Below are 18,008 nucleotides of genomic sequence, written 5' to 3'. Positions count from 1 at the left end.
TCCGGCCGACCATTCCTTAGCCCTTCAGGATCGAGCGGCCTGCATAAACGGCCTGCGGGCCGAGCATTTCCTCGATACGGATCAGCTGATTGTACTTGGCCAGACGGTCCGAACGCGAAAGCGAACCGGTCTTGATCTGACCGCAATTGGTGGCAACGGCGAGATCGGCAATCGTCGAATCTTCCGTTTCACCCGAGCGGTGCGACATGACGGCGGTGTATGCAGCCTTGTGGGCAGTCTCGACGGCATCGAGCGTTTCCGTCAGCGAGCCGATCTGGTTGACCTTGACCAGGATGGAGTTGGCAACGCCCATCTTGATACCGTCGCGCAGGCGGGCGGAATTGGTGACGAACAGATCGTCGCCGACCAGCTGAACCTTGGAGCCGATCTTGTCGGTCAGGATCTTCCAGCCTTCCCAGTCGTCTTCGGCCATGCCGTCTTCGATCGAGATGATCGGATACTTGCCAGCAAGTTCGGCCAGGTATTCAGCCATGGCAGCCGATTCCAGCGTGCGGCCTTCACCTTCTAGAACGTAATTGCCATCCTTGAAGAATTCGGTCGAGGCGCAATCGAGGCCGAGGAATACGTCTTCACCCGGCTTGTAGCCGGCCTTTTCGATCGACTTGACGATGAAATCAAGGGCTTCCGGCGCACTCTTCAGACCCGGCGCAAAGCCGCCTTCGTCACCAACGTTGGTGTTATGACCCTGTGCGCCCAGTTCCTTCTTCAGGACGTGGAAGATTTCCGAACCAACCCGCACGGCATCCTTCAGCGTTTCGGCGCCGACCGGCATGATCATGAATTCCTGGAAATCGATCGGGTTGTCGGCATGTGCGCCGCCATTGATGATGTTCATCATCGGAACCGGCAGAACATGTGCGCCAGCGCCGCCGACATAACGGTAAAGCGGCAGGCCAGCCGATTCGGCGGCAGCCTTGGCAACGGCCAGCGACACGCCGAGAATGGCGTTTGCGCCGAGACGCGACTTGTTCGGCGTGCCGTCGAGCGCGATCATCGTCTTGTCGATATGGATCTGGCTTTCGGCATCGAAACCGCCGATGGCATCGAAGATTTCCGTATTGACCGCTTCAACGGCCTTCTCGACACCCTTGCCGCCAAAGCGCTTGCCGCCATCGCGCAATTCGACAGCTTCGTGGGCACCCGTCGATGCGCCCGACGGAACAGCGGCGCGGCCCATCGAGCCGTCTTCCAGATAGACGTCAACTTCGACGGTCGGGTTGCCACGGCTATCGAGGATCTCGCGAGCGATAATATCGGTAATAGCAGTCAAGGGTCTCTCCTCAGAGTTAAGTCCATGCAGTCATTGAAAATGTATCACGTTCAATGACACGCCAATTACAGTGTTGGCGCTTTCTGCGCTTTGACAACGCTCAAGCGCTTTTTTGAAGTTCAGGCAGCCTTGGCCACCGCATCGAAAGCCATCAGCTTTTCCAGAAGCCGAGGCATGTCTTTCAGATGCACCATGTTCGGACCATCCGACGGGGCGTTGTCCGGATCTTCATGGGTTTCGATGAATACACCGGCAATACCCACTGCGACGGCCGCACGCGCCAGCGTTTCAACGAATTCGCGCTGGCCACCGCTGGAGCCACCCTGCCCGCCCGGCTGCTGCACCGAGTGCGTGGCGTCAAAGATCACCGGCGATCCGAGCGAAGCCATGATCGGCAACGAACGCATGTCGGAGACGAGCGTGTTGTAACCGAAGGAGGCGCCGCGTTCGCACAGCATCACGTTAGGATTACCGCTCTCGGTAAATTTCGCCTGGACGTTCTTCATGTCCCAGGGGGCCAGGAACTGGCCTTTCTTGACGTTGATCGCCCGGCCGGTCTTGGCGGCTGCGACCAGAAGATCGGTCTGACGCGACAGAAAGGCCGGGATCTGCAGGATGTCGACGGTTGGCGCAACAAGCCCGCACTGCTCTTCCGTATGGATGTCGCTCAGGACCGGGAAGCCGAATTCCTTCTTCAGGTCGGCAAAAATCTCCATCGCATTTTCAAGTCCGATGCCGCGCTTGCCGGAGATCGACGTACGGTTGGCCTTGTCAAAGGAGGACTTGTAGACCAGCCCGATGCCGAGCTTGCCGCAGAGCTCGCTCATCGTGCCGGCGATCATGAAGGCATGATCACGGCTTTCCATCTGGCAAGGCCCCGCGATCAGCGAAAGCCGGCCTGCATTGGAGAATACGACCTTTTTGTCGCCTTCGCCGACCGAAACTTCTGAATTGGGGGAGACTGCCATTCTACTATTCCTCGAAGCCGAACAAAACGCCTTGGCCGGGCGACGGCGACACGAGAACGCGACCATCCCGGCGAATGAATGCGACGTCATTAGCAGCAAGGATGATCTCTGTCACGGCCAGATCAAGACTGCGAAAGATCACGGCCTCCCCTACCAACCCGGCTGCCACCCCTTCGATAGGAAGACCGAAGTCATGCGCAATTTGCTCGCGCCTGAGAACGCGCACGGCTCCCGTTTCAGCCTGGAACACCAGTCCACCTTCAACTTCGATACCCGGCGCTCGCAGCACATTGTCAAAAAAGGCAACCGAAGCATGCGGATCATCACTTGCCAAAATGACTTCCTTCAAACCGGCAACCGAATTGGCATGGATACGCAATTCAGCCATATCCTGAGGGAAAGATACCAGCCGCTGGCAGGAGAAAGTAAAGAAATCAGCCGCACCATCCATCGCGGCAAAAGCAAGCTGGAAACGAGCTTCGACCTCGTCACCGTCCGGAGACTTTACAGCTCTGCCGAATTCGAGGGGCTCACCGCCGGAAATTCCGGCCGCGACATAATGCCGATGATCGTTCGACGCGTCTTCACTGGAGACCACGATGGCCGACAAGCCTTCACGTCCGCGGCGACCGCGATAAGCCAGATCGCGCTCGACAAAGACATTGCCTTTCTTGGCATGAGCCCCCGCCTTGCGCCTGTCCGCAACAGCCAGTGGCTCCAGATAGGTACCGTCTTCAAAAAAAACACAGGCATTGGCCGTACCGAAGGGATGCACGCCGTCAGGCGCGACAGTGAAACCCAAAGACGACAGCCGCTCGCGTGCCTTGCCGAGATTTCCAACAGGCAAAACGAGATGATCGATATTCCTAGCAGTCACACATGTCCCCCAGACTTCTGATCCGCTAGGCGTAGATTGGGCAGACCGCCGGGGAGCGCAAGTAGATTCCGACTGAGAACGTCATTCGGCATCCAAGAAACTGATTATATTGTCACGAAAATTTAAGGACTTGCGGAACACATATGGAACATATAGTGTTCGTTCTGCATTTGTTTCAAATCTGAAGGTGCGCCTCACATGCTGACTCGCAAGCAACAGGAACTGCTTTTGTTCATTCACGAACGGATGAAGGAGTCGGGCGTACCTCCGTCTTTCGATGAAATGAAGGACGCTCTCGACCTTGCGTCGAAGTCGGGCATCCATCGGCTCATCACGGCACTTGAAGAGCGCGGTTTCATTCGCCGTCTCCCCAACAGAGCGCGCGCACTCGAGGTCATCAAGCTTCCCGAAGCCTATGTTCCCACGCTGCAGCCGAAACGCGGTTTTTCACCGAGCGTGATCGAGGGAAGCCTTGGCAAGAAGCCGGCGACGCCTGCTGCCCCGCCTGTCTCCGCCAATGACAGCGCGTCTGCAAGCGTGCCGGTCATGGGCCGCATCGCCGCCGGCGTACCGATCTCGGCAATTCAGAATAATACCCACGACATTTCCGTCCCCGTAGAGATGTTGGGATCCGGCGAGCATTATGCGCTTGAAGTCAAGGGCGACTCGATGATCGAGGCCGGAATTCTGGATGGCGACACCGTCATCATTCGCAACGGCAACACCGCCAATCCGGGCGATATCGTCGTTGCACTCGTGGATGATGAAGAGGCCACACTCAAGCGCTTCCGCCGCAAGGGTGGCTCGATTGCGCTGGAAGCGGCAAACCCGGCTTACGAGACACGAATTTTTCCACCGGATCGGGTCAAGGTCCAGGGCAGGCTCGTCGGCCTCATTCGCCGTTATCACTGACACCGGAATTGTTGCCAACATCAGTTGGCGCTTCTGATCGATAATCCGTTCCTGCTTGATCTGAGACAGCAAACTGCGCCTCAAGACGGCCACTCGATTTTGGTTTGGAAATCCATTCCGGCAGATACGGGTCATAGAGATTGCGTCGCCAGTCGTATTGGCGATGAATGGTCCATGGGCGAACCGTGCCAGCCATTGCTGTCGTGACACTCCATTTTCCGGCTGCCGCCGCCCCGGAAAGATCGATTTCAATTGACCCTGTCTTGCGCAGGCTGGCGCCGCTCAGCATCGGGGTACCAGACCGACAGGAATGGAAACGCGCACGCGGCGCGATAACAAGGCCGGCAACGTCGCAAGCCGCTCCGGCATAACGGCCATCATCAACAACAACGACCAAAACACCTTCCGGTGACATGAATGCGCACCAGGCCTTGAGCTGACATGAGAATCTGACACTCCCTGCCTCCTTCATCAGTCGCTGCGCTTCGATCAGAACGTGTTCCGGAAGTCTTTCACTGGAAGAACCCGGCATATTTTTTAGAATTTCACTTTCCAACATCTCCGGCATAGCCAGCACTGGAAGCTGTCGCGCATACATCCACTGCCCATAGACGAACTCGGAGGGACGTTTCCTGTTGGCGGCAGCACGTTCTGCATCTCGATAAGCAACGAGGTTCCCATCTTCAGCGATGAGAAGACTTGATTGGGCGTGTTGCACCCCCACCCAGAACAGGGCCGCAGCGGTAAACAGGAAAGGTAAGCCCGAATAGCGAAGCCGTGTCCTGAGGAGCGTCAGTAGCAGAAAACCGCAGACCCCAAGCGGCAAAAACCAGGGGTGCTGTTCTCCGACGACAATGTCCCCGCCCCATCCCGCTACATGCTTCGCGATCAAGATGACCCATTCGAGGCTCCAGGCCATGATCCCGATGAAGGGAGCATCGAGGCCGAAGGGCATCAACAACATCGCAGCAAGCCCGGCCGGCATCACCAGGAAGCTGATGATCGGCATGGCAGCCAGGTTCGCGGCAAGCCCATAGGTGGCGACGCGATGGAAATGCTCGACGGAAAACATCGTCGTCGCAAGACTACCAATCAGCGATGTCGCGATAATGCCGGCGATAAAGCGCCAGCCAACGGCAGCCAATGTCACCAGAGGATGACGGATGGGAAATCGCTCCCGCTCTTCCGTTTCAGGGCGTCGCGACCAGGCCGCATAACCGGCCACGAGCGCAACCGTGGCAGCAAACGACATCTGGAAACTTGGCCCCAGAATTTCCGAAGGCGTCCAGATGAGGATGATCAGCGCAGACAAGGCTACATTTCGCAAACTTATCGAGGGCCGGTCCAAAAGCACGGCAACAAGTATCACCGCCATCATGATATAGGCGCGCTGGGCGGATACACCGAAGCCCGATACCAGATAATAGGCCGTAACCATTGCAAGCGCCCCGCCGGCGGCAATCTTCTTGATTGGCAGGGCCTGTGCGAGGCCAGGGAAAAGAGCAAAGACGCTACGCAATCCCACGAAGAAAATCCCGGCGGCAAGCGCCATATTCAATCCGGAAATGGCAACGATGTGAGCGAGGCCGGAGACCCGTAGCGCCTCGACTGTATCTTCGGAAATTGCCCGTCTCTCATCGGTGACAATGGCGGCGGCGAAGGCACCGGCATCACCCGGCGCAATCTCGCGAATACGATTGCCGATCTGCCTGCGCAGATCGAAGAGCCAGCGTAAGGCGAGCTGTGGCCAGCCGGTCGCCACATCCGACCCTCCAGCCTGCTGCGGAGCGCTATAGAAATACCCCACCGCACCAATGCCATCGAAATATGCCGAGAAGGCAAAGTCGTGCAGACCGGGCAAGGCCGGCCCGGAAGGCGGTGACAGCCTTGCGCGTCCGGAAATAGCTGCCCCGTTGTCAAACGGCTGATGCTGCGCCCTTGCCAGCAGCGAAACCCGGACAGGCGGGCGCCGAAGAATGGGGTTTGCTGTCTGTCGCACAGCCACGATATAACGCAGTCGCCCGGGACCGGCAGCCTCACTACGCTCGACAACGCCCATGACATCCGTTGTTACCGGTGAATCGAGAATGACCGTCGATTGCCGCCACGCTTCGATCTCGGCCAGCGCCATGCCACAAAAGCCCAGACACGCAAATGTGAAAAAGACACGCGCGCAACCATCTCTTGTTATCAACGCCAGAGCCGCCAGCACGGCAAGAGCAAGGAACGGCACCCATGCCAACGGCTCCACCGGGCTGAGGAACCACACTGCCGAACCGATGCCAATTGCAACAGGCATGAACAGAAAGCCGTGACCATGGAGGCGCTCCTCGCGGAGCGAAATTGAAAGAAATGCTCGCGCCTCCGCGAATGGCGCACCAATTCGCCTTCCGTAAGAAACCGGCGCTATCGCTGCAGTATATCGATGGGCTGCAGTTCTGATGGCCAAATCATCAGGCGCCGGTTGAAAATGCGATATCGGCTCGGCAGCAGCATTAGAGCGCCGGCTCAACGTTTTGGTATCTATCTTCTCGAAACCTTCAGCCCGCATTGAACCAGCCTGCCCCGATCATAAAATACAACCTGAGCGTTCTTTTTGAGTGCGTCAACCTGACGCATATGGGCTTGCCACCAGAACCGATTTTCTGATTGCAACAAGGGGTTGGCCACAGGGTCAAATGTCGATGCCCAATATCGTATCGCGCTGCACAATTTGCCGTCAGAACAGCTTGGCATCTGCTAAAGGATCATATAGCTAAACGTGGAACGCTTAATGCTTATGGCGCTTTTGAGGCGTCATGCCGCCAACCGGTTGGAGGATCAGAATGACGGAAACAAGCGCAACTCTCGCTCTCGGTGACAAGAAGGTCGACCTGTCGGTCAAGTCCGGTACGATCGGTCCTGACGTTATCGATATCGGCGCGCTCTATAAACATACCGGGGCCTTCACCTACGACCCCGGGTTTACCTCGACCGCTTCGTGTGAATCGAAAATCACCTATATCGACGGCGACGAAGGCGTGCTTCTTCATCGCGGCTATCCGATCGAGCAGCTTGCCGAACAGGGTGACTTCCTCGAAACCTGCTATTTGCTTCTTTACGGGGAACTGCCGACCGCAGCTCAGAAGAAGGACTTCGATCATCGCGTGACGCACCACACCATGGTGCACGAGCAGATGAGCCGCTTCTTCACCGGTTTCCGCCGCGATGCGCATCCGATGGCCGTCATGTGTGGCTGCGTCGGCGCTCTGTCGGCCTTCTATCATGACTCGACCGATATCACCGATCCGCACCAGCGCATGGTCGCTTCGCTGCGCATGATCGCCAAGATGCCGACGATAGCGGCCATGGCCTACAAGTACCATATCGGCCAGCCGTTCGTATATCCGCAGAACCACCTCGACTATTCGTCGAACTTCCTGCGCATGTGCTTTGCCGTTCCTTGCGAAGAGTACAAGGTGAATCCGGTTCTGGCCCGTGCCATGGACCGCATCTTCATTCTGCATGCCGACCATGAGCAGAACGCTTCCACATCGACGGTTCGCCTTGCCGGTTCTTCCGGTGCAAATCCGTTTGCCTGTATCGCCGCCGGCATTGCCTGCCTGTGGGGTCCAGCGCACGGTGGTGCCAACGAAGCAGCGCTCAACATGCTTCAGGAAATCGGTTCGGTCGACAAGATCCCGGAATACATCGCACGCGCCAAGGATAAGAACGATCCGTTCCGCCTGATGGGCTTCGGTCACCGCGTCTACAAGAACTACGACCCGCGCGCCAAGATCATGCAGAAGACCACGCATGAGGTTCTGGCCGAACTCGGTCACAAGGACGACCCGCTCCTGCAGGTTGCCATGGAACTCGAAAAGATCGCGCTCACGGACGAATACTTCATCGAGAAGAAGCTCTATCCGAACATCGACTTCTATTCGGGTATCACGCTGAAGGCGATGGGCTTCCCCACCACCATGTTCACCGTGCTCTTCGCACTCGCCCGCACCGTCGGCTGGATCGCCCAATGGGCCGAGATGATCGAAGATCCGCAGCAGCGTATCGGCCGCCCGCGCCAGCTCTACACGGGCGAAGCCAAGCGTGACTACCTGCCGATTTCGAAGCGCTAAGCGCCATCTGGATAAAAACAAAAAACCCGGTCGTATGACCGGGTTTTTTATTGGACGAAGAGACCTTCATCGGCAGCTCCACACGAACAGCCGGTGAAGCTAGCTGCGGTTCAATAGATCCAGGACAGCTGTCGCGGCCGCCTCGCCCGGAGGAACCGGCACCTGCAGCCGCTGCCATGCGAGATCAAATCCTTCCAGCATTGCCCGGCGCTGTACGGTATCGTTCGACAGCCGCTCCGACCAACGGCACAGGCTGCCGGGTCGAACCACCTCGTTGATATACTCTGGCACGACGGGATAATCGGCGATGAGGTTGGGCAAGGCTCCTGTCCAGATCTTGATCCGACCCGCGAGCAGCTTGATCAGCCAATCCGTCTTGTAAGCGGAAACGACCGGAACGGTCGCAAGACCAAGTTCAAGGATGACCGTACCGGAGGCTGCCATCGCAGTATCGGCCTCGATGAAGGCACCCCACTTCGCCTCGGCACCCGAAACCACCTCCACGGCAACCGGAAGACTGGCAGCGATTTCCCGCACCAGCGCTTCACGACGCGGAACGGTCGGCAGCAGAAAACGCGTGGCCCCGTTACGCTCCGAAAACTCCTTTGCCGCCTCACCGAAGACAGGCAAAAGGCTTTTGATTTCCGCGGACCGGGAGCCGGGCAAAAGCAGGATCGTTTTTTTCTCGCTGACCGCCTTGGTCGGTCGCGCCGCTCGTTGGCGCCGGACCTCAAGAAGGTCCGGATCATTGGTCAGACGATGACCAACGAAAATCGTCTCCGGTCCGCCAAGCCTTTGCATCGCCTCCGGTTCGAACGGCAGGACTGCAAGCACGCGATCGACATAAGCGAGCATTGCCTTGGCTCGATATTCTTTCCATGCCCACACGCTCGGGCAGACATAGTTGACGATCGGCAGCCGTGGTAGTGCCGCCCTCACCTTCTTCGCCACGCGATGTGTAAAGTCCGGGCTGTCGATGATGACGAGCACATCCGGCCTCGCCGCGATTACCGCACTTGCCGTCTGGTTGATGCGCTTGATCAGGTTCGGCAACCTGGACAGAACCTGCGTCAAGCCCATGATCGACAGCTCGGAAAAGTCGAAAAGCGAACGCAGACCCTGCGCCGCCAGCGCATCTCCGCCCACGCCGACGAGTTCCACCGGCCCGTCATGAGCAGCCTTGAGCGCCGTGATCAGATCGCCACCCAGAAGATCACCGGATACCTCGCCTGCGATAACGCCAACCTTCAGGACACGGCTCATGAAAGCCCTCCGTTTTCAAGCGTGGGGTCGATCCCGCAAACGAAAATACCCGCCGCATCCGCCGCCGAGATCAGTGCCGCTTCCTCAAGCACAAGCGCCCTGCCAGCCTCCACGGCTATACCGGCCAGGCCTGCCCGCGCCGCATTTTCGACGGTTGACGGCCCGATCGTCGGAAGATCTGCGCGCATGTCCTGCTGCGGCTTGCAAAGCTTGACCAGCACGCCACGCCGACGCGCCGAAATTCTGCCGCCGATGCGCAGTTCCGCAACTCGCTGAAGCATGGCATCGGTGCCTTCGACGCCTTCCATGGCGACAACGCGGCCACCGACGGAAACAGCGCCCTGCCCTATATCCAGATGACCGAGAGCCAGCGCGGCCTCGACCCCTATGGCAATATCCCGCAAATCATCACCGGTCGGAGACATGTGTCCTAACGGTCCCAGGCGCGCAAGCAGGCCGGGCGCAATTTCGTGGGCGCCGATCACCGTGCAACCCATCCCCTCGATGAGCTTGATCACCATTTGCAGGACCGTGTCATCACCATGTGACATCAGCGTGCGCACGACGGACGGCATGCTGAGTATGGTCTTTAACGTCGGCCGGATATCGCGCCATTCAGGCCGACGGGCAACGCCGCCGGACATGACGACGCGGCCGATCTTCAACTCACGGAAAGACTTTTCAATCGCTGCAAGATTGCCGACGCCGACGGAGATGATTTCGAAACCATCGAAACGGTGATCGGCTTCATCCTTGAGAGCGACGATGAAAGGATTTTCCCCTTCAGCTCTGGCAGCCTGCGCCAGATAGAGCGGTAACAATCCACGGCCTGCGATAATAGCCAGGCGACCATCGGAATGACCTTCTTGCGCCATGCCGGACGTGCCGGGCATGGACCTCATCCCTTCCTGCGGAAGGGAGAGGAAATTGCACGATCACTGTCGGCAGTGATGAAATCGATGATTTCCATCGCTTCCGCGCAATCAACATAGGCATCGCGAACGGCGGCCGCATTCGCCCGAACATTGCCCTCACCTTCGAAGATATCCTTGTAGGCGCGGCGCACACGATGGATCGTCTGCTTATCCATGCCGGCGCGCGTCATTCCGACCACGTTCAGCCCGCCCAGAACACCCGGGTTACCGTTCAGCATGCCATAAGGAATGACATCATAGTTGACCGCCGAAAGACCGCCGATAAAGGCTTGGCGACCGATGCGAGAAAACTGATGAACAGCACAGCCGCCACCCAGAATGGCGCGGTCTGCGACATGAACATGCCCGGCCAGCATCACATTGTTGGACATGATGATGTCGCTGCCAAGCTGGCAGTCATGCGCCACATGGCTGTTGGCAAGGAACAGGCAGTTGTTACCGACAACTGTCTCGCCACCACCGCCAACCGTGCCGGTATTCATTGTTACGCCTTCGCGCATGACGCAGTTGGAGCCGACCGTCAGCGTGGATTCTTCTCCGGCCTCATGCAGGCTCTGAGATACGCCGCCGATAACGGCCATCGAGAAGACGCGGCAGCCCCTGCCTATCTCGGTCTTGCCGGTGACCACGACATGCGATGCCAGTTCAACATCGTCCTTGAGAACGACGCGAGGTCCGACATGGCTGAATGGTCCGACGATGACATTCTCACCGATGACCGCGCCATCCTCGACAATCGCCGTCGGATGAATGCGGGCGCTGGCTGCAATCGTGCTCATTCGCCTTCCTTACGGACGATCATTGCGCCGATATCCGCCTCTGCCACAAGTGCGCCCTCGACCTTGGCATCACAATGGAACTTCCAGATATTACCGCGCTGCTTCTGCTTCACGACATGGAATTCTACGCGATCACCCGGCACAACCGGCTTGCGGAAGCGGGCATTATCGATCGTCATGAAATAGACGAGATTGCCGCCTTCGCCTTCCTTGCGCGCACAGATCGCACCGGCGGTCTGCGCCATCGCCTCGACCAGAAGGACTCCCGGCATAATCGGACGTTCAGGAAAATGTCCCTGAAATTGCGGCTCGTTCGCCGTCACGTTCTTGATACCGATAGCTGAATTGTCACCATCGATGTCGATGATTTTGTCAACGAGCAGAAAAGGATAGCGATGAGGCAGAAGCTTCATGATTTCCTGAATGTCGGCCGCGCCGAGTTCCGGCTTGGTCTCATCAGTCATTGTTTTTCTCTCCTCTGCGTTTTGCCCTATCATCCACCTGGCTCATCTTTTCGGCCATCTCGCGGAGAAAGTCTTTCATTGGTCGCGCCGGTATTCCACCATACCTGAGGCCGGGCGGAATATCTGCCACGACGCCGCTCATTGCGGCGATCTGAACGCCATCTCCGATCGAGATATGACCATTTATGCCAGAAGCACCGCCGATCAAGACGCCGTTGCCGATCTTTGTCGAACCGGCGATTCCAGCCCCTGAAGCAATGCCGCAATGGCGTCCGATATGGACGTTATGGGCGATCTGGACCTGATTGTCGATTTTCGTACCTTCACCAATGACGGTATCGTCCATGGCGCCGCGGTCGATCGTGGTATTCGCACCGATCTCGACATTATCCTGAATGATCACGCGCCCGATCTGCACGATTTTCAGCATGCCGCGCGGTCCGGGCGCAAAACCGAAACCATCTTGGCCGATTCGCGCTCCGTTATGGATGATGACATTGTTGCCGATCAGAGCCGCCACCACACTCGCGCCGGCAGCGATGCTGCAATTACGGCCGATCTGGACATCCGCGCCGACAACAGCACCGGCTCCGATACGAGTACCCGAGCCGATATGCGCATGCGCGCCAACGACCGCCATGGGCTCAACCGTCACGCCATCTTCCAGACGCGCAGTCGGATCGACATAGGCAGCCGGTGACACACCCCCACCTTCCGATGTTACAGGGCTTGGCCGCATCGCAAGCGGATGCAAAAAGGCCCCCGCCATTGCGAAAGCTGAGTGCGGCATTTTTGTCTGGAGAACGGCTATGTGACCCGGCACGATGCTGGCCAGACCGGGATCGCACAGGATCGCCGAAGCCATGCAGGTCTCAAGTTCCTTACGGTTCTTGCGCGACAGGATATAACAAACCTGACCTTCCTGAGCGCGCACAACCGGGGCCACCGAACGGATCACGCGATCCCCGGCAGTATCATCCAAAAGCTCTGCCCCAAGATGGACCGCAAGCTCACGAAGGCTCACGCCATGATGGGGCGGAAAGAAATTATTTTGATCCATAAAGCTAAAGCTCCAGAACAGGCTTCCGGCCGCTTTCGCGGCCGGAAACGATCAGAACTGGTTTGCCATGCTGAAACGGAATTCCTGGGTCTCGTCGAAGTCTTCCTTGAGAACCGGGATTGCGTAATCCATCCGGATATTACCGAAAGGCGAAGCCCACATGACGCCGACACCGACGGATGCACGCCAAGACATGCCAGTGCCTTCGATATCGGTTCCAGATGTCTTGACATCGTTACCGTAAAGCGTGCCTGCGTCTGCAAAGGCAGCCAGACGCAGACCGATGTCTTCCGGAACAGCCGGCATCGGCATGGACGCATCGGCCGAAACCGTGAAGTAGGTCGTGCCGCCCAGTGCGTCGCCGTCGTCCTTCGTGCGCGGACCGATACCGTTATTGTCGAAGCCGCGAACCTGACGGCCACCCAGCGTGAATTGGTCGAAGACGTTCAGGTTGTCGCCGGTAGCGAAAACATGACCTGCACCGACTGCGATCGAACCGATGAGATCGGCCTCGGTCGACAGCGTATGGAAGTAACGTGCACGGCCGGAGATCTTATAGAATTCCGAATCGCCGCCCAAGCCAGCGAACTCATGCGTGAAGGTCGCATAGATACCTTCACGAGCCATGGTCTGGCTGTCGAGCGTATTATACGTCAGCGTCTGAGCGACCGAAGACTGTGTATACTTTCCGTGATCAACGAGATCCTGATAAATAGGCGACAGATCGGCATAGTCGCTGCCGTCGCTCTCGTACTTGATCTCCTTGTAGGTATAACGGAAGGTGGTCGCCAAATCTTCGGTGATCGGCGCAGTCACGCGCAGCGTGAAACCCGTTTCCGAATAATCATAATTATCATTCGATGACGTTTCACTGCGGAAGACGTCGAAACCAGCAGCAAGACGATAACCGAGGAAATAAGGCTCGGTGAATGACAGCGTGTAAGTACGCGAGTCATTCAGGCCGCCACCGGCAGCGATACGAACATACTGGCCGCGACCGAGGAAGTTCTTTTCTTCAACCGAAGCTTCAAGGATAAAGCCGTCACCACCAGCGGAATAACCGGCGCCGATACCGAACGAGCCGGTCGACTGGTCTTCGACGTCCACGACGATAACGACGCGGTCTGCAGCACTGCCCTGCGTGGTCGAGATATTGACCGACGTAAAGTAGCCGAGAGCTTCGAGGCGGCGCTTTGCGCGCGAGATCATTTCCTGGTTGAAGGCATCGCCTTCACTGAAATCGAACTCGCGGCGAATTACGTAGTCACGGGTACGCGTGTTACCGCGGATCTCGATACGCTCGACATAGGCGCGCTCGCCCTGATCGACCATGTAAGAAACGCCGATCGTATTCGTCTGAAGGTTACGGTCGCCGCGCGGGGTTACACGAGCGAAAGGATATCCCTTCGACGCAACCTGCTTGGATATGGCTTCCATAGACTTCTGAATTTCTCGGGCATCGTAAACAGCGCCGGACTTGGTCTCGACCAGGCCCTTGAGTTCATCGCCGCTAACGCCTTCGACGCTGGATTCGACGTTGATATCGCCGAACTGGTAGCGAGCACCTTCTTCGACCGTGAAGTTGATCGTGTACTTGTTGGTCGTTGTATCGAGCTGCGCATCGGAGGAAACGATGCGGAAATCCGGATAACCGTGATTGTAGTAGAACTGGCGCAGCGCATCTTCGTCGGCGCGCAGCTTGTCCTGGCTGTAAACGTCCTTGCGGGTAAGGAACGAGAGCGGACCGGATTCCTTGGTGGCGATAACGGCCTTCAGGCGACCGTCGCCGTAAGCCTGATTACCGACGAAATTGATATCGGCGATCTTCGTGCGGTCACCTTCGTTAATAACGAAAGCGATATTGACGCGACCCTGACCGACATTGACCGTCTGGGTCGTAATTTCGACGTCGCTGCGACCGATCTGCGAATAGGCGGTACGAATGCGCTCGATATCGGCATTGACCATCGCCTGGCTGTAAGGACCAAGCGGCTGCGTCTGCACGACGCCTGCCAGCTTGTCGTCCTTGATCTTGCGATTGCCGTTGAAGACGACCTGATTAACCAGCTCGTTTTCAGCGACAGTCACCACAAGCGAGCTGCCGGAAACACTGATCTTCACATCCGAAAAATAACCGGTCGCGTAAAGACGCTTGACCGATTCGTCGATATCAGCGCCGGAAAAGGCAACACCGGGCTGAATCGTCAGGTTGGACCGAACAGCTTCCTCGCCGGCGCGCTGGGCGCCACGCACCTGAACGCTGCGGATGACAGCAGCTTCGGCACTCGCAGCACTGGCAAGCACCATGACGCCCGAACCCGACGCAACAACACTAGCAGACAGCGCAAACGCCGACACTGCGTTCAAAAACTTTGAACCAGCCTTCATTTTCAATTCTTACCTTTTCCCGTTGTCCCTCGGCGGGTGGAGCCCGACTCCGGCCACGTGTGTCGTTTTACCTTCTTTTGCCCTACAAGCAAGCTATCGCGTTAATTTCTATTTACTTCCTTTTGAAGCGTGGCTCTCGCGCCACGCAACATTGTAAACATGGTGAATAATTGGTTTATTCACCCGCAGCTCGCTTAGCCAATAAGGTTGGTGATATCGTTGAAGGTGGCAAACACCATCAGACTGAGTACCATCGCAAGACCGATACGGAATGCGATCTCCTGAGCTCCCGCACCCAGAGGCTTCCCCCTCACAGCTTCTATTGCGTAGAAAACCAAATGGCCGCCGTCAAGCACCGGAACAGGCATAAGGTTCAAAAGTCCAATGGAAACGGAAAGGACTGCGGCAAGCTGGATCACCGCGGCGAAGCCGAGCGTGGCCATCTGCCCCGAAGCCTGGGCAACGCGAACCGGGCCACCCAGCTGGTCAGCCTTCATACGGCCGGTCACCAGATTGCCGATATAGCGGAATGTGCCGGTGATAATGTTGCCGGTCTCTTTCACGCCCTCGCCGACAGCCTCAAGCGGAGTGAACGTCTCCAGCCGGAAATTGCCGCGCTCTTCATTGGTGACGACACCGATAAGCCCGAGTTCCACCTTGTTTCCGAACTGGTCGTTGATCTCCGTGCGCTTCGGCACCATCGGCAGATCAAGATCCTGACCGTCCCTTTTCACTGTCACGACGATTGGCGTCTCCGGCCGAACGCTGACATAACGGCGGACATCCTCGAATGTGGAAACCTTGCTTCCGTCGAGTGCAACGAGCCGGTCGCCGGGCCGCACGCCGGCTTCAGCGGCCGCACTGTCCGGACGCACTTCGGCGACAACCGGATCGGCGATCATCTTGCCATAGACGGAAAACAGTACGGCGAAAATGGCGATCGCGAGGATGAAGTTGGCGATAGGGCCTGCAGCAACGGTAGCGGCGCGTTTCCACAACTTTGCGCCCGCAAGTGTCCGAGCCCTGTCGGCCTCGCTCATGTGGGAAACGCTTGATGCATCGGGCAGGCTCGACGCATCCTCGTCACCAAAGAACTTTACGTAGCCGCCGAGCGGAATAGCAGAAAGCTTCCAGCGTGTACCGTGGCTATCGGTGAAGCCGATCAATTCGGGACCAAAGCCGACCGAAAATGCAGTCACCCGAATTCCGCTCCATCGCCCCACGAGATAGTGACCCATCTCATGAACGAAAACGAGCAGAGAGAGGACGAGGATGAACGGGATAATGTAGCCCGTTATGAAACCGAAGATGGCCATCAGTGTTTCCGCTTCACGATATCGAGGCTGGTCGCCGCTTTAGAGACCGAAGATGAAGGCAGCGACCGAGTTGCTAACATGGCCTTTCATGGCCGTGTCCACAAGCGTCAGCAGAAATACGGCAAAACAGGCAAAAACCAAGCCGTCCACACGGTCCATCACGCCACCGTGTCCGGGAATGAGATGGCTGCTGTCCTTCACACCGAAACGTCGCTTGATGAAGGATTCGAAAAGATCGCCGATCTGGCTCGCAACAGACAGCAGGAAGGCAAGCGCCATCGTCCACAGTGAAAGCCGCGAAAATACGCCAAGCGTAAGCAAACCACTGGCGGCAACGCCTGCAACCGTTCCGCCGATCGCCCCGGACCATGTCTTGCCGGGGGAGATGCGCGGTGCAAGCTTCGGACCGCCAATAGCACGGCCGACAAAATAGGCCAGGATATCTGTCCCCCACACCACTGCGAAGATGAAAAGCGTGGCGACAAACCCCGCCTGATTATCACCGCGGATGGCTGCAAGAGAGATGCCGCTCAATCCGGCATAGACAATACCGCCCGGAAGCCACCAGGAGCCGTGCCCAAGGATCGCCAGCAGCACGCCCGTAACGACACCACCGCAAAGCAGCGGCATGGACAGCTCGCCTTCTCCGATGATGAGATCGGCAGCGATAAGTAGAACGACCAGCCAGCCAAACGCATTGGCCTTGAAGCTCCGCTCCGAAAGGCCGGTGATCGTTGACCATTCATAATAGATCAGCGGTGCCATCACGGCAGCCACAAGATTGAACGCCCAGCCACCTATCCATGTTGCGGCAAGGACGATCACGGCCAGCACAATAGCGGACGCGATGCGAAGTTTGAGCTCCTGCCCCATCAGCCGACCACCGCCGCAGGTCTTGCAGACAAACCGCCAAAGCGCCTGTTACGCGACGCATAGATCTTGAGCGCTTCGACAAAAAGATCCCGGTTGAAATCCGGCCAATAGTCGGGAAGGAAAACGAATTCCGAATACGCGGCCTGCCAGAGCAGGAAGTTCGAAAGCCTCTCCTCGCCGCTCGTGCGGATGATGAGATCCGGATCCGGTATGCCCGCCGTATCGAGATGATCGCTGATCATCTCGGAACTGATGGAATCCGGATCAAGGAGGCCGGCCTTGACCTTCTGCGCAATCCTTGTGGTTGCACGCGCAATTTCGTCGCGAGACCCGTAATTGAACGCGATCACCACCGTAAGCGCTGTATTGTTACGCGTAGTCTCCTCGGCCTCCAGAAGAAGCGGCAGAATATCGCCACGCAGTTTGTCGCGCTCACCGATAACTTTGATCCGTACGTTTTCTCGATGAAGTTCGGCCAGGTCGCGTCGTATAAAACGGCGAAGGAGGCCTAGCAGATCACTGACCTCGGCTTCCGGCCGGCTCCAGTTTTCCGACGAGAACGCAAACAGCGTCAAATACCGGACGCCGAGCTCACCAGCCGCCCGGACCGTTTCCTTGACGGCCTCGACACCCTTACTGTGCCCCATCGTCCGGGCCAGACCGCGCTTGTTGGCCCACCGACCGTTGCCATCCATGATAATGGCAACGTGCTCCGGAATGATCGCAATATCTGGCGTCAGCATGTCCTATGCATTTCCTTCAACGGC

General features: G+C 57.6%; 15 protein-coding genes. 2 read left to right on the top strand and 13 right to left on the bottom strand.

Annotated features, from left to right (window positions below; translation table 11 throughout):
- Positions 1 to 16: 16 nt before the first annotated feature.
- The 3 genes from eno to GGE33_RS05670 form a co-directional block, all read right to left on the bottom strand.
- Positions 17 to 1,291 (bottom strand): phosphopyruvate hydratase, encoded by a 1,275-nt coding sequence (gene eno, locus GGE33_RS05680; protein WP_183821536.1) that lies wholly within the window; start codon positions 1,289 to 1,291, stop codon positions 17 to 19.
- Positions 1,292 to 1,410: 119 nt separating this feature from the next.
- Entirely contained in the window at positions 1,411 to 2,259 is an 849-nt protein-coding gene (gene kdsA, locus GGE33_RS05675; RefSeq protein ID WP_183821535.1) for a 3-deoxy-8-phosphooctulonate synthase, read from the bottom strand.
- A 4-nt stretch (positions 2,260 to 2,263) separates the two neighbouring features.
- Positions 2,264 to 3,136: a VOC family protein gene (locus GGE33_RS05670; protein ID WP_183821534.1), complete on the bottom strand. Its 873-nt coding sequence runs from the start codon at positions 3,134 to 3,136 to the stop codon at positions 2,264 to 2,266.
- 198 nt (positions 3,137 to 3,334) lie between these two features.
- On the opposite strand from GGE33_RS05670, the gene lexA reads away from it, so the two are divergent.
- Positions 3,335 to 4,048 carry a transcriptional repressor LexA gene (gene lexA, locus GGE33_RS05665; RefSeq protein WP_148148069.1) on the top strand — a complete coding sequence of 238 codons (714 nt, stop codon included), beginning with the start codon at positions 3,335 to 3,337 and terminating at the stop codon, positions 4,046 to 4,048.
- On the opposite strand, the gene GGE33_RS05660 is transcribed toward lexA, so the two are convergent.
- Entirely contained in the window at positions 4,029 to 6,347 is a 2,319-nt protein-coding gene (locus tag GGE33_RS05660) for a ComEC/Rec2 family competence protein (RefSeq protein ID WP_183821533.1), read from the bottom strand. The genes lexA and GGE33_RS05660 overlap by 20 nt on opposite strands.
- Before the next feature lie 526 nt (positions 6,348 to 6,873).
- Between GGE33_RS05660 and gltA the strand changes: the two genes are divergently transcribed.
- Positions 6,874 to 8,163, top strand: a complete 1,290-nt coding sequence (gene gltA, locus GGE33_RS05655) for a citrate synthase (protein WP_148148067.1) — start codon at positions 6,874 to 6,876, stop codon at positions 8,161 to 8,163.
- 99 nt (positions 8,164 to 8,262) lie between these two features.
- On the opposite strand, the gene lpxB is transcribed toward gltA, so the two are convergent.
- The 9 genes from lpxB to GGE33_RS05610 form a co-directional block, all read right to left on the bottom strand.
- Positions 8,263 to 9,426 carry a lipid-A-disaccharide synthase gene (gene lpxB, locus GGE33_RS05650; RefSeq protein ID WP_183821532.1) on the bottom strand — a complete coding sequence of 388 codons (1,164 nt, stop codon included), beginning with the start codon at positions 9,424 to 9,426 and terminating at the stop codon, positions 8,263 to 8,265.
- Positions 9,423 to 10,319, bottom strand: coding sequence for an LpxI family protein (locus tag GGE33_RS05645; RefSeq protein WP_394353614.1), 897 nt, complete (start codon positions 10,317 to 10,319; stop codon positions 9,423 to 9,425). The genes lpxB and GGE33_RS05645 overlap by 4 nt, the downstream gene beginning before the upstream one ends.
- A 5-nt stretch (positions 10,320 to 10,324) precedes the next feature.
- Positions 10,325 to 11,140, bottom strand: a complete 816-nt coding sequence (lpxA, locus tag GGE33_RS05640) for an acyl-ACP--UDP-N-acetylglucosamine O-acyltransferase (RefSeq protein ID WP_183821531.1) — start codon at positions 11,138 to 11,140, stop codon at positions 10,325 to 10,327.
- A complete protein-coding gene (gene fabZ, locus GGE33_RS05635; RefSeq protein WP_148148064.1) occupies positions 11,137 to 11,604 on the bottom strand; it encodes a 3-hydroxyacyl-ACP dehydratase FabZ in 468 nt (155 codons plus the stop codon). Before fabZ ends, lpxA begins: the two co-directional genes overlap by 4 nt.
- Positions 11,597 to 12,664, bottom strand: coding sequence for a UDP-3-O-(3-hydroxymyristoyl)glucosamine N-acyltransferase (gene lpxD / locus GGE33_RS05630; RefSeq protein WP_183821530.1), 1,068 nt, complete (start codon positions 12,662 to 12,664; stop codon positions 11,597 to 11,599). The genes fabZ and lpxD overlap by 8 nt, the downstream gene beginning before the upstream one ends.
- Before the next feature lie 51 nt (positions 12,665 to 12,715).
- Positions 12,716 to 15,052: an outer membrane protein assembly factor BamA gene (gene bamA / locus GGE33_RS05625; RefSeq protein ID WP_148148062.1), complete on the bottom strand. Its 2,337-nt coding sequence runs from the start codon at positions 15,050 to 15,052 to the stop codon at positions 12,716 to 12,718.
- Positions 15,053 to 15,246: 194 nt separating this feature from the next.
- Positions 15,247 to 16,368, bottom strand: coding sequence for an RIP metalloprotease RseP (rseP, locus tag GGE33_RS05620; RefSeq protein ID WP_148148061.1), 1,122 nt, complete (start codon positions 16,366 to 16,368; stop codon positions 15,247 to 15,249).
- Between the two features lie 39 nt (positions 16,369 to 16,407).
- Entirely contained in the window at positions 16,408 to 17,241 is an 834-nt protein-coding gene (locus GGE33_RS05615; protein WP_148148060.1) for a phosphatidate cytidylyltransferase, read from the bottom strand.
- Positions 17,241 to 17,984, bottom strand: coding sequence for an isoprenyl transferase (locus tag GGE33_RS05610; protein WP_183821529.1), 744 nt, complete (start codon positions 17,982 to 17,984; stop codon positions 17,241 to 17,243). The genes GGE33_RS05615 and GGE33_RS05610 overlap by 1 nt, the downstream gene beginning before the upstream one ends.
- Positions 17,985 to 18,008 lie beyond the last annotated feature (24 nt).

This window comes from Aliirhizobium cellulosilyticum (genome assembly GCF_014198105.1).
GTDB lineage: Bacteria > Pseudomonadota > Alphaproteobacteria > Rhizobiales > Rhizobiaceae > Neorhizobium > Neorhizobium cellulosilyticum.
The sequence above is the reverse complement of the archived record's forward strand: the minus strand, read 5'-3'. Positions and strand labels throughout refer to the sequence as shown.